The organism is Pseudomonas sp. B707 (assembly GCF_022496685.1).
In the GTDB taxonomy this organism is placed as follows: Bacteria; Pseudomonadota; Gammaproteobacteria; order Pseudomonadales; family Pseudomonadaceae; genus Aquipseudomonas; species Aquipseudomonas paraglycinae.
This window is the reverse complement of record NZ_WTVE01000033.1, coordinates 445,951-460,994: the sequence shown is the minus strand read 5'-3', so window position 1 is coordinate 460,994 and position 15,044 is coordinate 445,951. Positions and strand designations below refer to the sequence as shown.

Sequence of the window (15,044 nt, the reverse complement as noted above, 5' to 3'; positions counted from 1 at the left end):
GCCACCTTCGGGTGGCTTTTTCATTTTCCGCCCCTATATCGGCAGGAGTGCTTGCCCAACGGACGACGGCGGGTATGCTGATCGCCTGCCGAGGAGATAGAAATGGCCTACGATTTTGACCTTTATGTGATTGGTGCCGGTTCCGGCGGTGTGCGGGCTGCGCGTTTTGCTGCCGGGTTTGGTGCGAAAGTGGCGGTGGCCGAGAGCCGTTATCTGGGTGGTACTTGCGTCAACGTCGGTTGCGTACCGAAAAAACTGTTGGTGTACGGCGCCCACTTTGCCGAAGACTTCGAACAGTCCTCGGGTTTTGGCTGGAGCCTGGGCGAGGCGGATTTCGATTGGGCCACGCTGATTGCCAACAAGGATCGCGAGATCAATCGCCTGAACGGCATTTATCGCAATCTGCTGGTTAATAGCGGTGTGACGCTGCATGAAGCCCACGCGAAAATCGTTGGTCCGCACGAAGTTGAGGTCAACGGCGAGCGCTACACCGCGAAGAATATTCTGATCGCCACCGGTGGCTGGCCGCAGATCCCGGAGATTCCGGGGCATGAGCATGCGATCAGCTCGAACCAGGCGTTCTTCCTCAAAGAACTGCCCAAGCGCGTCCTGGTCGTCGGCGGCGGTTACATCGCCGTCGAATTTGCCGGGATTTTCCATGGCCTGGGCGCCAACACGACGTTGTTGTATCGCGGGGATCTGTTCCTCCGTGGTTTCGACGGTTCGGTGCGTAATCATCTGAAGGAAGAGCTGACCAAGCGCGGTCTGGATCTGCAATTCAATGCCGACATTGCCCGCATCGACAAGCAATCCGACGGCAGCCTGAAGGCCACCCTCAAGGATGGTCGCGTGCTGGAAGCGGATTGTGTGTTCTACGCCACCGGTCGGCGTCCGATGCTGGACAACCTGGGGCTGGAAAATACCGATGTGCAGCTAGACGACAAGGGTTTCATCAAAGTCGACGAGCAATATCAAACCACCGAGCCGTCAATTCTGGCGCTGGGCGATGTCATCGGTCGTGTGCAGTTGACGCCAGTGGCGCTGGCTGAAGGCATGGCAGTGGCACGGCGTCTGTTCAAACCTGAGCAATACCGCCCAGTGGATTACAAGATGATCCCGACAGCAGTGTTCAGTCTGCCGAACATCGGCACCGTCGGCCTGACCGAAGAAGAGGCGCGGGACGCGGGTCATGACGTGGTGATCTACGAAAGCCGCTTCCGGCCGATGAAGCTGACCCTGACTGACTGCCAGGAGCGCACGCTGATGAAGCTGGTGGTCGATGGCAAGTCCGACAAGGTGCTGGGCTGTCACATGGTCGGGCCGGATGCTGGCGAGATCGTGCAAGGTCTGGCAATCGCGTTGAAGGCTGGCGCCACCAAGCGTGACTTCGACGACACCATCGGGGTGCACCCGACGGCGGCCGAAGAATTTGTCACCATGCGTACGCCGGTCGGCGCTTAAGTCTTTTTCGGTTCTGCTGCGTCTGGCGCTGCCGCAACGGTGGTGGCCAGGCGCAGACTGTCTTGCGCCTTGGTCAATTCCTTTTCCAGTGACTGATTGAGCTGCGACTGTTCGTCGACGTTTTGCTTGAGCGTCTGGCTTTCCAGCAACGCCACGCGCAGGCGTTCCTGGAGGAGGGTGCGTTCGCTGTCGACGCGGGACGCTTGCTCCAGCAATTGATCCTGACGCTGATTGCTGTGCTTGAGCTGATCCTGCACCAAGCTCAGTTCACGCACGGTGCCGCGATTTTCGGTCAGCAGGCGCTCGTTGTCGCGGTGCAGCTGGGTGATCTCGTCCTGACGTACCAGCGCACTTTGTTGCGCCTGACGCAACTCCATCTGCAACTGCTGCACCTGGCTTTCGTGACGGCTCTGCTCCTGCTCGCGCTGTTCCTTGATGGCGTTGCGGTAGTGCTCAAGTGCATCGCGGGCGTGCAGGTGTTTTTCTTCCAGCGAGCGGATCTGCTCATCCTTGTCCTGCAAGCGCAATTCAAAATCGGCCAGCGCCTGATTCAGTCCGGCATTGCGAGTCTGCTCGGTCTGCAGCATCGAGCGGGTATCGCTCAAGGCTTCGGATTCCTTGGCCAGCGCGGCGGCCTGAATGTCGTGCTTCTTCTCCAGTTGCGCGTGATCCTGACGAAGCTGATTCAGCTCGTCCTCCAGTGCCTGACGCTGTTGCTCGTACTGCTCGCGCGCCTGATCAATCGGCTCCTGCGCCTGTTCTTTCAGGCGTTGGGCAAGGCGCGTGACGAGTGCCAGCAGCTCGTCATCGATGGGTTCTGCTGAAGGATCGGCCGGTTCGCTGCCGTCATCCAGCTCCTTCAGGTAGCGATGAATCGTGGTTTTGGAACCCGTATTACCCAGCTCGATGCGTACTGCGTCGATGCTGGGGTGTTCGCCACGGGCGAGGATCGCTGTGCGCGCGATCTGAACTACTGCTTTGTTAACGCCGCCACGGGCCATATCTGCTCCTAACATTTCGTACTGTGGTACATGCCACTAAAGTACACAGTGTACCATGTTGAAAATAAAGTGAAACAAGCACCGATAAACGGGCGGGATATACTGGTATTACCCCATGTGAAACCCCTAAAATCGGTTTCCGCACAAACCCTCAGTACGCCACGAGAAAATCAGCCCATGAGCGATATCGATCGCTACCTGCAAGCCGCCACCCGTGACAACACCCGTCGCAGCTATCGTGCGGCCGTCGAGCATTTCGAAACGGTATGGGGTGGGTTCCTGCCCGCGACAGCGGACAGCATCGCGCGGTATCTGGTGGCGCATGCGGGCGTGTTGTCGGTCAACACGCTGAAGTTGCGTCTGTCGGCGCTGGCGCAGTGGCACAACAGTCAGGGCTTCGCCGATCCCACCAAGTCGCCGGTGGTGCGCAAAGTGTTCAAGGGCATTCGCGCCCTGCATCCCGCCCAGGAGAAGCAGGCCGAGCCATTGCAACTGCGCGACCTTGAACAGACAGTTGCCTGGCTTGAGCAGGAAATGAAAGACGCCCGGGAACAACAGGACCGGCCGCTGCTGCTAAGAGCTTGCCGCGACCGCGCGTTGATCCTGCTGGGCTTCTGGCGTGGCTTTCGCAGCGATGAATTGTGTCGTGTGCAGATCGAGCATGTGCAGGCGCACGCCGGCAGCGGCATCACCCTGTACCTGCCCCGCAGCAAGGGTGATCGGGAAAACCTCGGCCAGACCTATCAGGCCCCGGCCCTGCTCAAGCTATGCCCGGTGCAGGCTTATATCGAATGGATCACCGAGGCAGCACTGGTACGAGGCCCGGTGTTCCGCGCCGTCGACCGCTGGGGCAATCTGAGCGAGGAGGGCTTGCACGCCAACAGCGTGATTCCGTTGCTGCGCCAGGCCCTGGAGCGCGCCGGGATCTCCGCCGAGCGCTACACCAGCCATTCCCTGCGACGCGGCTTCGCAACATGGGCCCACCAAAGCGGCTGGGATCTCAAATCGTTGATGAGTTACGTGGGCTGGAAGGATATGAAGTCCGCCATGCGCTATGTTGAAGCGAGCCCCTTTCACGGGATGGCCCGGATTACGGATAAGCCGCTGTCGCCGTAGATATCGTTTTCTTCTATTAATACAGTCCGCTAATAGCGAAAACAAATCAGCAGCATCAGGTTTGCCAATGAGCCATCCGTCGAGTGACTGGGTAGGATTCACCCATCGAATTCACAACCCTGAAGGAGAGTCATCAATGCCTATCATCAACAGCCAAGTAAAACCGTTCAAAGCTACCGCGTTCAAAAACGGCGACTTCGTACAAGTCTCGGACGCTGACCTGAAAGGCAAATGGTCCGTAGTGTTCTTCTACCCGGCCGACTTCACTTTCGTTTGCCCAACCGAGCTCGAAGACCTGGCTGACAACTACGCCGCCTTCCAGAAACTGGGCGTAGAGATCTACAGCGTTTCGACCGACACCCACTTTGCCCACGCTGCCTGGCACAACACTTCGCCAGCCATCGGCAAAATCCAATACACCATGATCGGCGACCCGACTCAGGTCATCTCCCGCAACTTCGACGTGCTGATCGAAGAAGCTGGTCTGGCTGACCGTGGCACCTTCGTGATCAACCCTGAAGGCCAAATCAAAATCGTTGAACTGAACGATGGCGGCGTTGGCCGTGACGCTTCCGAGCTGCTGCGCAAAATCAAGGCTGCTCAGTACGTCGCTGCTCACCCAGGCGAAGTTTGCCCGGCCAAGTGGAAAGAAGGCGAGGCCACTCTGGCTCCGTCCCTGGACCTGGTCGGCAAGATCTAAGTCTGTGACACACGCAATGCAGGGCGGGATTCCGCACCTACTCAAGTAAGCTGCACCGCCCAATAGAAAAGCCCGGGCGAGATTCGCTCGGGCTTTTTTTCGCCTCAAATAAAGTCAGGAGATCGCCCGTATGTTGGACGCCAATCTTAAAGCCCAGTTGAAATCGTACCTGGAACGGGTCACCCAGCCGATCGAGATCGTTGCTTCACTCGACGACGGTGCGAAATCCCGTGAAATGCTCGATCTGCTGAAAGACGTTGCCAGTCTTTCGCACCAGATTACCTTGATCGACAGCGGCGACGATGCACGCAAGCCGTCGTTCTCGATCAACCGCCCGGGTGCCGATATCAGCCTGCGTTTCGCCGGTATCCCGATGGGCCATGAATTCACTTCGTTGGTGCTGGCCCTGCTGCAAGTCGGCGGCCACCCTTCGAAGGCCAGTGTCGAAGTGATCGAACAGATCCGCTCGCTCAAGGGCGACTTCAACTTCGAGACTTACTTCTCGCTGTCCTGCCAGAACTGCCCGGACGTCGTTCAGGCGCTGAACCTGATGGCCGTGCTGAACCCGAACATCCGCCACGTCGCCATCGACGGCGCGCTGTTCCAGGACGAAGTCAATGATCGCAAGATCATGGCCGTGCCGAGCATCTATCTCAACGGCGAAAACTTCGGCCAGGGCCGCATGGGCCTGGAAGAAATCCTCGCCAAACTCGACACCGGCGCCATCGAGCGTCAGGCCGAGAAAATCAGCGCCAAAGAGTCTTTTGATGTGCTGGTAGTCGGCGGTGGCCCGGCGGGTGCTTCCGCGGCGATCTACGCCGCACGTAAAGGCATTCGCACCGGTGTTGCAGCCGAGCGCTTCGGCGGTCAGGTGCTGGACACCATGGCCATCGAGAACTTCATTTCCGTGCAGGAAACCGAAGGCCCGAAACTGGCGACCGCGCTGGAAGAACACGTCAAGCAGTACGACGTCGACATCATGAACCTGCAACGCGCCGACAAGCTGATCCCCGGCAAGAATGGCGAGCTGCATGAAGTCCGCTTTGCCAGCGGCGCGACCCTCAAGGCCAAGAGCGTGATTCTGGCGACCGGTGCACGGTGGCGTGAAATGAACGTGCCGGGCGAGCAGGAGTACCGCAACAAAGGCGTGGCGTACTGCCCGCACTGCGACGGCCCGCTGTTCAAAGGCAAGCGTGTGGCGGTGATTGGCGGCGGTAACTCCGGCGTCGAAGCGGCCATCGACCTGGCGGGTATCGTCTCCCACGTGACCCTGCTGGAGTTCGACGTTCAGCTGCGCGCCGACGCCGTATTGCAACGCAAGCTGCACAGCCTGCCGAACGTCACCGTGATCACCAGTGCGTTGACCACTGAAGTCACCGGCGACGGCCAGAAGGTCAACGGCCTGCGCTACAAGGATCGCAATACTGACGAGCTGCGCACGGTCGAGCTGGAAGGGATCTTCGTGCAGATCGGTCTGCTGCCTAACACTGATTGGCTCAAAGGCACCATCGAGCTGTCGCCGCGCGGCGAGATCATCGTCGACAACCGCGGTGAAACCTCGATCCCCGGCATCTTCGCTGCCGGTGACGTGACCACCGTGCCGTACAAGCAGATCGTGATTGCAGTGGGCGAGGGCGCCAAGGCTTCTCTCAGCGCTTTCGATCACCTGATCCGCACTTCGGCTCCGGCGTAAATCCCGGGCCTGAAAAAGAAAACCCCCATCAGTGATGATGGGGGTTTTTCTTTGCGGGGGTGCTTTCTAGCCAGGTTCAGCTTTACAGCGGTGCCGGCTGGATGATCTCGACCCAGTAGCCATCCGGATCCTTGATGAACGCCAGACTCTTCATGCGGCCATCGGTCAGGCGCTTCTGGAAGTCGCAGCCCAGTTCTTCAAAGCGTGCGCAGGCAGCGACGATGTCCGGTACCGAGATGCAGATGTGGCCGAAGCCACGCGGGTCGGTGTTGCCGTTGTGGTAGGCAAAGTCCGCGTCGTTTTCGGTGCCGTGGTTGTGGGTCAGTTCCAGGATGCCGGGAATCGACTTCATCCACTCGGTGCGAGCAGCGGCGTCGGCCGGGATCTGCGATTTGTCGACCAAAGCGAGGAAGTACAGGCTGAATTCAGCTTCCGGAAAATCACGCTTCTCTACCAGCGAGAAACCCAATACACGGGTGTAGAAGTCCAGCGACTTGGTGATGTCTTTGACGCGCAGCATGGTGTGGTTGAACACGAAGTTGCGGGTTGCGCTGTCCGGGGTGGCGGTGACGCCAGGGAAGGTGTTCAGTTCTTGCAGGCTCATGGGCCCTCCGTAACAAATTGGGGCGAGTGAATGGGCGCAATGATACGCATGCCTGGCAGCATCGCCAAACCGAAAGCGCGGGCTTGCCCTGTGAGCGGGCGGGCCTCAGACTTTACGGCTCAATCCGCGAGTGCCTCTGGTAATGATCCGACCGTTCAAATCGCTGTTCGTTTTCCTGGGTTTTTCCCTGCTTGCTCTGCCTGCCTTTGCCGAGGCGCCGAGCATCACCTGGCCGGCTGGCTGGGAAGTCGAGGCGCTGCCCGAAACCTCCCCTGAAGTCTCCCGTCAGCGCGCGGTAAAGACTGACGCCGATGGCAATCAGGTGATGGTGATGGAGTTGACGATGACCCACGTGGAAAGCGGCCATCAGGTCAACTTGCAGGGCGTGTTGCTGGAGATGCGCAAGTCGGTTCAGAAAGACTTTTTCCAGAGCGGTTATCAGAGTGTCTGCAACAAGGTTCACGCGAGTACGCTGGGCTCGCTGACCGCGCTTGAAACCACTTGTACGGTGACTGAAAACGGCCGCCACGTGTTGTCGCAAACATTGGTTGCAGCGGTCGAAGCGGATAAGGCTTACGTACTTTCGTATGCAGGGCAGGCAGAGGTTTATAAGGCGAGCGGCGACGACATAGTCGCTGCGCGAAACAGCTTGAAATTCTAGTCGTCTGTTCGTGGCCGGTCTGGTGTTAGATACCGGAACTGATTAAACATAAAGTTAACTCCGGCTAACGGGGCAACATTCGGAAGCATAGTTTCAGTGCGAGAGCGGTTTGAGACTCAACTTTCCCGCCAGAAAAATCGTTGTATTTGTTAAATATTGTCCAAAAAAAAGCCCTGCATATGCAGGGCTTTCATGTTTGCGAGGGATTAACCGCGCAACCAGGAATCAACGGTAGCTGCACCGTATTGTTCCTTCCAGGCCTTCAGGCCGCGATGGTTGCCGCCCTTGGTCTCGATCAGCTCGCCGGTGTGCGGGTTCTGATAGACCTTGACCACGCGAGCGCGGCGGGTTTTAGGTGCGGCGGTCGATTGCAGACCGGATTTCGCCGGGTTCGGATCGAGAATGGCGATGATGTCTTTCAGGCCTTTGCCGTAGGTTTTCATCAGCCCCTGGAGCTTTTCTTCGAATTCGATTTCTTTCTTGAGCCCGGCATCGTTCTTCAGCGATTCCAGCTGCTTGAGCTGCTCCTGAAGGGCCTTTTCAGCTGCACGAAATTCAGCGAGTCTGGACAATATCTTTACTCCAATAGTGTGTTTGGCTGATACCAACCGCAAACAAAGCTATAAGCCAAGAGCCTTGAAGCGACTCGGTGATAATGGCTCACCTGCCCATCTTGCAACAGGTAAGAAAAATTGTAGTAGTTAATGCGACAAGAGTAAATCCTGACTTTTTCTTCATGTAACAATAACGCTGTTTTGTATCAATTTGGTGCGCGCTGTCGGCGAGTCTGGATTTATCCCGTCAAGTTAATGATGAGTTAATGCTTCGATGAAGTCTGCAGCCGGCATCGGTTTGCCGAAAAGGTAACCTTGCAGAAAGTTGACATGGTGAGCGGCCAGATAATCACACTGGGCTTGCGTCTCCACACCTTCGGCCACGATGCCCAGATCCAGTTTGGTAGAAAGCTCGATGATGGTGTCCAGAATGTGCCGCGACAGGGCATCTTTATCGATCATGGCCACGAATGTCTGATCGATCTTGAGGAAGTCGACATTGAAGGTCCTCAAATAGCCGAGGCTTGAATGACCGGTGCCAAAGTCGTCAATCGCGATCTTCACGCCCATTGCGCGCAGTTGCGCGAACAGTTGATGGGTGATGTCGGACGGCTCGATCAGCTCGCGTTCGGTCAGCTCCAGTACCAGGCTGATGCTGCCAGGCTGGAACGCTGACAAAAATTCACGGCAATCTTCAACCAGCTCCAGATCGTGGCAGTGGCTGGCGGTGATGTTGATGCCGATGTGGAAGGGCGCGGTAAAGGTCGATGACAGCGGCCCCAGCACAACAGCCGTTTGTTGCATCAAGGCGCGGGTCATCGGCACGATCAACCCGGAGTGTTCGGCAAAGGGAATGAACAGGTCCGGACGCACCAGCCCCTCCTTGGGATGTTTCCAGCGCATCAGCACTTCCGCGCCCGACCAGCGTTTGCTGTCGCCGTGCACCACCGGTTGAAAATAGGGAATGAATTCACCTGCTTCCAATGCCCGAAGCATTTCATGGCTGGGCGAGGTGGAGCGCTTCTGAACGATGTAGCCGATCGTTCCTGATACGGCGCCGAAGAACATCAGCAGACTGAACAGCGGCGGATACTCGTCTTTCATGTAGCGCCAGGTTTCGCCTTCCGGAAAAGCCGCTGTCACCGAGAATGCATAGTGTGATGAGTGCAAGATACTTTGCGCCACGGGCAACGCGGGCAGGGCGCCCTGATGCACTTTGCCGTCGGCGGAGAGCCAGTTGTTGCCGACTTGCAGCAACAACAACGTGTGCCGGCCGATCAGGCGCAGGATGTTGCTCAGGTGATAGCCGTCCAGCGTGCTCAGTGCGCCACCGCGTCCCTCGCTCAGGCGATACACCAGCAGCGCGGTGTTTGGCGTCACCGGGTTGCCGTTCATGAGCCACAACTTGCCTTGGGCGTAGTCGCCGGGATTCACGACTTCCTTGAAGTCGCCGAACAGCGAACTGCAATAGAGGTTGTCGTCCCACACCAGATTGGTCGAGCGCACAAACGGGCGGCGGGTGACTTGTTCGCGCAGGGCCAGTTTAACCGTCTCGCAGGTCTGGCCGGCCAGCGGCAGCAACTCCCGGGCGGCCTGGGCAGTGTTGTCGAGCATCAGTTCGAACTGCCGCAGGGCTTCATCGGCGGTGTGTTGCGAACTCTGCTGAAGGGCGCGTCCGGCCTGCATATAAAGAATCACGCTGCCGAGTACGATCGGCAGCAAGCCGCACAGCAATGTCACGATAATCCGTGTGCTGCGCTTGCGGCGGGGCCTGACGGTCAGTGGCATGGGCGCATCCTGTCGCGGTGGAGTGGGGCTCTTGATGGCAGGCGAAGCGTGCGCGCAAAGCCCGAGGTCTGAGCCCATGATAGATGGCCAATGACACCTGCGCCGCTCAACGATAATCCAGCCGGGTTGCCAGCTGAATGAATGCCAGCGTGGCAGGCGATGCCTGGCGCTGGTTCAGCACCGCCAGGCCGACCTGCCGGGTGACTACGGGGGACAGCGGTCGCTTGATGTATCGCGGTTCCGGATCGAAAGGCAACGAACCTTCGGCCACCACGGTCATCGCATCGCCCCGGCCCACGGTGTCGAGCGTGCTGAGCAGCTGCGAACAGCGATAGCGGATGTTAGGGCTCAACCGCGCGGCGTTGAACAGGCGCGAAACCAGTTCCGACGAACCCGCCTCGGTCAGCACAAACGGATCGTTGCACAGGTCTTTAAGACTCACTGAGTCGTGCGCCGCCAGCGGGTGACCGAGCGGAAGAAGGGCGACCATCTGATCTTCAATCAAGGCGAACGTGTCGAAGCGCTCCTCGGGCAGCACCACAAAACCGATATCGATCCGCCGCTCCTCCAGCCACTGAATGACCTGCCGATCCGGGCCTTCATCGATGTGCACTTCGATCCCCGGATGCGCCTCGCGATACTGCTGAAGAATCCGCGGCAATAATTTGATCGAAGACGTCGGCCCGAACGAGCCGATGCGCAGCGTGCCGCGTTTCATGCCGCGCGCATCCGCCGCCTCCTGACGCAAGGTGTTCGCCAGCCCAAGCATCGCCCGTGCCCGCAACAGCAGTTGTTCGCCGATGTCGCTCAGTTCCACTTGCGATTGATGCCGGCGCAGCAGCTCGACGCCCAGTTCCTGTTCCAGCGACTTCAATGCATGAGACACCGCTGACTGGGAAATTCCCAGACGATGGGCGGCGAGGGTGAAGCCGCGCAGTTCGGCCACCAGCGAGAAGATTTCGAGTTGGGTCAGGGTCATGAGTAAAGACTCATTTTACGATGATGAGGAATCAATCGAATGATACGTCATCCGTCAGTCTCATCGTTGGAGCGTTATGAGTTGTCATGAACCTGTTCGTCCGGTCGCCTCGGACATGCCCGTCTATTTGAACCTGGCCTTGGTCACCATGATCTGGGGCGGAACGTGGGTGGCCGGGCGTTTTCTGGCCGGCAGCCTGAGCCCGGTGTTTGCTGCCAGCCTGCGGTTTCTGCTGGCCAGCGTGGCGTTGCTCGTGTGTTTAAGGCTCGCTCGAATACGGTTGGCGCGGCCTACGTTCAGGCAATGGCTGCAACTGGCCCTGTTGGGGTTCTTCGGAATTTTCTTCTACAACCTGTGCTTCTTTTACGGGTTGCAATACATCAACGCTTCCCGGGCCTCGTTGATCGTGGCGCTGAACCCGGCGGTCATTGGTCTGGCGTCATGGCTGCTGTTCAAGGAGCGGCTGAGCCCGTTGAAGGTGACCGGCATCGCAATCTGCATCGGCGGGGCGGGTGTGGTGATCGTCAGTCGCAACCCGCAGCTGTTGAGCGAAACGCCGGACGCGTGGATTGGCGATCTGCTGATCCTCGGCTGCGTTTTGAGCTGGGGCGTCTATTCGCTGTTCTCTCGCGGCCTGAACCAGAGCATCGGTCCGGTGCAGACCGTGACCTTTTCGATTCTGCTGGGCACCCTGATGTTGTGGGCGCTGGCCCTGAGCCGGGGCGAAGTGGACGTTGCAGCGCTGGCGGCACTTGGCACACGCCAATGGCTGAGCCTGGCTTATCTGGGCGTACTCGGTTCGGCGCTGGCCTACATCGGTTACTACGATGGCATCCGTAAAATCGGCGCCACGCGTTCCGGCGTGTTCATTGCGCTCAACCCGCTGACCGCCGTGCTGGCCGGTGCAATCCTGCTGGGTGAACAGCTGACGCTGGCCATGTGCCTGGGCGGCGTGCTGATTCTGGCGGGCATCTGGCTGTGCAACAAACCCCTTGCACCGGCCGGAAAAAAGCGGATTTTATAGAGAGGGCAGACAACCCTATTTACGCTGTGTAGAATCGGGTTACGCATACAATAATAATCGTCTTCTGGCAGCAGAAGCCTCGCCCGCAAGAGCCTTGGGTCGACAATGAAGATATTCGGGTTTCAACTGATCTACGGTGACTTCCTCGCCCGCAGTGTGCGTGGCATCTCCTGTGCGCCACCCACCGGTCTCAGCATTACTGACAAATAACTCTGGTTAATTGATAAGAATGATGAGGCGCCAACCATGGCAGATTTATACGAAAACCCAATGGGCCTGATGGGCTTCGAGTTCATCGAGTTCGCATCGCCGACACCTGGCACCCTGGAGCCGATCTTCGAGATCATGGGCTTCACCAAGGTCGCGACCCACCGTTCCAAGAACGTGCACCTGTATCGTCAGGGCGCGATCAACCTGATCCTCAACAACGAACCCCACAGCGTTGCTTCGTACTTCGCGGCCGAGCACGGCCCGTCCGTTTGCGGCATGGCGTTCCGGGTCAAGGATTCGCAGAAGGCCTACAACCGCGCACTGGAACTCGGCGCCCAGCCGATCCACATCGAAACCGGCCCGATGGAACTGAATCTGCCGGCGATCAAAGGCATTGGCGGTGCGCCACTGTACCTGATCGACCGTTTCGGCGAAGGCAGCTCGATCTATGACATCGACTTCGTGTTCCTCGAAGGCGTTGACCGCAACCCGGTCGGTGCCGGCCTGAAGATCATCGACCACCTGACCCACAACGTGTATCGCGGTCGCATGGCCTACTGGGCGAACTTCTACGAGAAGTTGTTCAACTTCCGCGAAATCCGCTACTTCGACATCAAGGGCGAATACACCGGCCTGACCTCGAAAGCGATGACAGCGCCGGACGGCATGATCCGCATCCCGCTCAATGAAGAATCGTCGAAGGGCGCCGGGCAGATCGAAGAGTTCCTGATGCAGTTCAACGGCGAAGGCATCCAGCACGTGGCGTTCCTCACCGACGACCTGGTCAAGACCTGGGATCAGTTGAAGAAGATCGGCATGCGTTTCATGACCGCGCCGCCGGACACCTACTACGAAATGCTCGAAGGCCGCCTGCCGAACCACGGCGAGCCGGTGGATCAACTGCAATCGCGCGGCATCCTGCTCGACGGTGCGTCGGATAAAGAAGACAAGCGTCTGCTGCTGCAGATCTTCTCGGAAACCCTGATGGGCCCGGTGTTCTTCGAATTCATCCAGCGTAAGGGCGATGATGGTTTCGGCGAAGGCAACTTCAAGGCACTGTTCGAATCGATCGAGCGTGACCAGGTGCGTCGCGGTGTACTCGCTACCGAGTAATCCGCACCAGATGTAAAAAAGCCCGGCCTGCAATTGTGCAGGCCGGGCTTTTTATTGCGCGTCTTACGGGCGCCGTTGGCGCATCAGATGCTTGAAGCCTTCAAACACCAGCACCACCACGGCGAGCCAGATCGGGATGTAGGTCAGCCATTCTCCGGGCTTGATGCTCTCACCCAGCAGCAGCGCCACGCCGAGCAACAACACTGGCTCTACGTAACTCAACAAACCGAACAGACTGAACGGCAGAAGGCGACTGGCAATGATGTACACCACCAGCGCCGACGCACTGATCAGGCCGAGCAGCGGAATCAGCCATGTCAGCGCCGGGTACTGATCGAACACGCCGAAACCCTGTTCGCCGCCGCGCACAAACCAGTACGCCACCGGCAGCATCAGGGTCATGTCGACCCACAAACCGCCGAGGTTGTCGGTCTTGAGGTATTTGCGCAGCACGAAGTACAGCGGGTAGCCGACGACCACCACCAGCGTCGCCCAGGAAAACCCGCCGACCTGATACAACTCGTTCAACACGCCGAGGCTGGCAAAAAACACCGCGACTTTTTGCAGGTATGACAGGTTTTCGCCATAAGCGATGCGTCCGGTCAGGACCATGGACAACGGCAGCAGGAAGTAACCCAGCGAGACGTCAAGGCTGTAGCCATTGAGCGGCGCCCACATGAACAGCCACAACTGCACGCCCAGCAGCGCTGACGAAAGAATCAGGCCACCGATCAACTTCGGCAGCGCAGGGATCCGGCGCAGCAGCTCCAGCACCCGCCGCCATTCGCCGGAAACCAGCATGAACACGGTCATGCAGGGCACGGTCAGCAGCATGCGCCAACCGAAGATTTCCACGCCGCTCAACGGGGTGAGCAACGAGGTGTAGTAATACATGACGGCAAACAGCGTCGATGCTGTCACCGATAAAGCAATGCCTTTAGACAAACTGTCCTCGCGGGGGTGATGGTGAAACGGGGCGCGCAGGATACGTGGTTTTTGTGCTGAATATTGGCCGAGTGATCAATATTTCCAACATTCGACACAGGTCCGGTGAGAGCACGGACCTGTGTCGAAGCATAGGTGCTTAAGCCTGATGCGGTTTACGCCCCGACACAAAATGGCTCACATCATTAAACCCCGGCGTAGAAGCATGCCCCGGCGTCACCAGTGAGTCGATAAACGCTTCATCCTCAGCCGTAATCTTCACCGCCTGCGCCTTGGTGTACGCATCCCACTGTTCTTCAGTACGCGGCCCGACAATCGCCGACGTCACCGCGCTGTTGTTCAGTACCCAGGCAATTGCGAATTCAACGATCCCGACCCCACGCTCCTGGGTGTATTGCTGAATCTGCTGGGCAATGCGCAACGACTCCACGCGCCACTCGGTTTCCAGAATCCGTTTGTCCTGGCGCCCGGCACGGCTGTTGGCGTCCGGGGTCACGTCCGGTGCGTACTTGCCGCTGAGCACGCCACGGGCCAGCGGGCTGTAAGGCACCACGCCAAGGCCGTAAGTCTGGGCGGCGGTGATCTGCTCAGTTTCGGCCTGACGGTTGACGATGTTGTACAGCGGCTGGCTGATCACCGGGCGATCGACACCTAGTTTGTCCGCCACGCGAATCACCTCGGCAATCCGCCAGCCGCGATAGTTCGACAGGCCCCAATAACGGATTTTGCCCTGGCGAATCAGATCGCCAATCGCCGAAATCGTCACTTCCAGCGGCGTATTGTGGTCTTCGCGGTGCAGGTAATAGATGTCGAGGTAGTCGGTGCCGAGCCGGGTCAGGCTGGCCTCCAGACCGTTGAAGATGTGCTTGCGGCTCAAGCCGCTGCGGTTCGGCACGCCATCCACCGGGCCGAAACCGACTTTGGTCGCCAGCACCCATTCATGCCGATGACGGGCGATGGCTTCGCCGACGATCTCTTCCGAGCGGCCGTTGGTGTAGACGTCGGCCGTGTCGATGAAATTGATGCCCTGATCCCAGGCCTTGTCGATGATGCGCAGCGAGTCTTCCGCGCTGGTCTGTTCGCCGAACATCATCGTGCCGAGGGTGAGGGTGGACACCTGCAATCCCGAGTGACCCAGTGTGCGATAGCTCATGCCGAAATCCTTTTGTCGGTGGGAAAGCTTCCATCAAATACC

The 15,044-nt window shown here is 58.6% G+C and carries 14 protein-coding genes; 7 read left to right on the top strand and 7 right to left on the bottom strand.

Translation table 11 applies throughout. From position 1 onward, the window contains the following. Positions 1–102 precede the first annotated feature (102 nt). A complete protein-coding gene (gorA, locus tag GQX66_RS24310; RefSeq protein WP_134020240.1) occupies positions 103–1,461 on the top strand; it encodes a glutathione-disulfide reductase in 1,359 nt (452 codons plus the stop codon). Here gorA and GQX66_RS24305 read toward each other — a convergent pair. Then, positions 1,458–2,462 carry a DNA-binding protein gene (locus tag GQX66_RS24305; protein ID WP_102688033.1) on the bottom strand — a complete coding sequence of 335 codons (1,005 nt, stop codon included), beginning with the start codon at positions 2,460–2,462 and terminating at the stop codon, positions 1,458–1,460. The genes gorA and GQX66_RS24305 overlap by 4 nt on opposite strands. Positions 2,463–2,639: 177 nt before the next feature. Between GQX66_RS24305 and GQX66_RS24300 the strand changes: the two genes are divergently transcribed. The 3 genes from GQX66_RS24300 (at position 2,640) to ahpF (ending at position 5,971) form a co-directional block, all read left to right on the top strand. After that, positions 2,640–3,578 (top strand): site-specific integrase, encoded by a 939-nt coding sequence (locus GQX66_RS24300; protein ID WP_129973257.1) that lies wholly within the window; start codon positions 2,640–2,642, stop codon positions 3,576–3,578. Positions 3,579–3,714: 136 nt separating this feature from the next. After that, the gene (gene ahpC, locus GQX66_RS24295; protein WP_007958941.1) at positions 3,715–4,278 is read left to right on the top strand and encodes an alkyl hydroperoxide reductase subunit C; all 564 of its coding nucleotides are present in this window, start codon (positions 3,715–3,717) and stop codon (positions 4,276–4,278) included. Positions 4,279–4,408: 130 nt separating this feature from the next. Beyond that, positions 4,409–5,971: an alkyl hydroperoxide reductase subunit F gene (gene ahpF, locus GQX66_RS24290; RefSeq protein ID WP_102688035.1), complete on the top strand. Its 1,563-nt coding sequence runs from the start codon at positions 4,409–4,411 to the stop codon at positions 5,969–5,971. Positions 5,972–6,053: 82 nt separating this feature from the next. Here ahpF and gloA read toward each other — a convergent pair whose 3' ends face one another. After that, on the bottom strand, positions 6,054–6,575 hold the full coding sequence (gloA, locus tag GQX66_RS24285) for a lactoylglutathione lyase (RefSeq protein WP_065260490.1): 522 nt from the start codon (positions 6,573–6,575) through the stop codon (positions 6,054–6,056). A 142-nt stretch (positions 6,576–6,717) separates the two neighbouring features. Between gloA and GQX66_RS24280 the strand changes: the two genes are divergently transcribed. Beyond that, positions 6,718–7,236, top strand: coding sequence for a DUF4946 domain-containing protein (locus GQX66_RS24280; protein WP_102688036.1), 519 nt, complete (start codon positions 6,718–6,720; stop codon positions 7,234–7,236). A 206-nt stretch (positions 7,237–7,442) separates the two neighbouring features. On the opposite strand, the gene GQX66_RS24275 is transcribed toward GQX66_RS24280, so the two are convergent. From GQX66_RS24275 to GQX66_RS24265, 3 genes are all read right to left on the bottom strand, one after another. Continuing rightward, positions 7,443–7,808 (bottom strand): histone-like nucleoid-structuring protein, MvaT/MvaU family, encoded by a 366-nt coding sequence (locus tag GQX66_RS24275; RefSeq protein WP_011334329.1) that lies wholly within the window; start codon positions 7,806–7,808, stop codon positions 7,443–7,445. A gap of 234 nt (positions 7,809–8,042) precedes the next feature. Beyond that, complete coding sequence (locus tag GQX66_RS24270) at positions 8,043–9,578, bottom strand: EAL domain-containing protein (RefSeq protein WP_129973255.1); 1,536 nt, start codon at positions 9,576–9,578, stop codon at positions 8,043–8,045. A 106-nt stretch (positions 9,579–9,684) separates the two neighbouring features. Beyond that, positions 9,685–10,557, bottom strand: a complete 873-nt coding sequence (locus tag GQX66_RS24265) for a LysR family transcriptional regulator (protein WP_240871886.1) — start codon at positions 10,555–10,557, stop codon at positions 9,685–9,687. A gap of 76 nt (positions 10,558–10,633) precedes the next feature. Here GQX66_RS24265 and GQX66_RS24260 point away from each other — a divergent pair, with 76 nt between their 5' ends. Then, positions 10,634–11,581 carry a DMT family transporter gene (locus GQX66_RS24260; RefSeq protein ID WP_085745545.1) on the top strand — a complete coding sequence of 316 codons (948 nt, stop codon included), beginning with the start codon at positions 10,634–10,636 and terminating at the stop codon, positions 11,579–11,581. A gap of 246 nt (positions 11,582–11,827) precedes the next feature. Beyond that, on the top strand, positions 11,828–12,904 hold the full coding sequence (gene hppD, locus GQX66_RS24255; RefSeq protein ID WP_007958955.1) for a 4-hydroxyphenylpyruvate dioxygenase: 1,077 nt from the start codon (positions 11,828–11,830) through the stop codon (positions 12,902–12,904). A 63-nt stretch (positions 12,905–12,967) separates the two neighbouring features. Here the strand turns inward: hppD and rarD are convergent, their stop codons facing one another. Next, the gene (gene rarD / locus GQX66_RS24250) at positions 12,968–13,849 is read right to left on the bottom strand and encodes an EamA family transporter RarD (protein ID WP_103385188.1); all 882 of its coding nucleotides are present in this window, start codon (positions 13,847–13,849) and stop codon (positions 12,968–12,970) included. A 139-nt stretch (positions 13,850–13,988) separates the two neighbouring features. Next, positions 13,989–15,002 carry an aldo/keto reductase gene (locus GQX66_RS24245; RefSeq protein ID WP_085745547.1) on the bottom strand — a complete coding sequence of 338 codons (1,014 nt, stop codon included), beginning with the start codon at positions 15,000–15,002 and terminating at the stop codon, positions 13,989–13,991. Between the last annotated feature and the right edge of the window lie 42 nt (positions 15,003–15,044).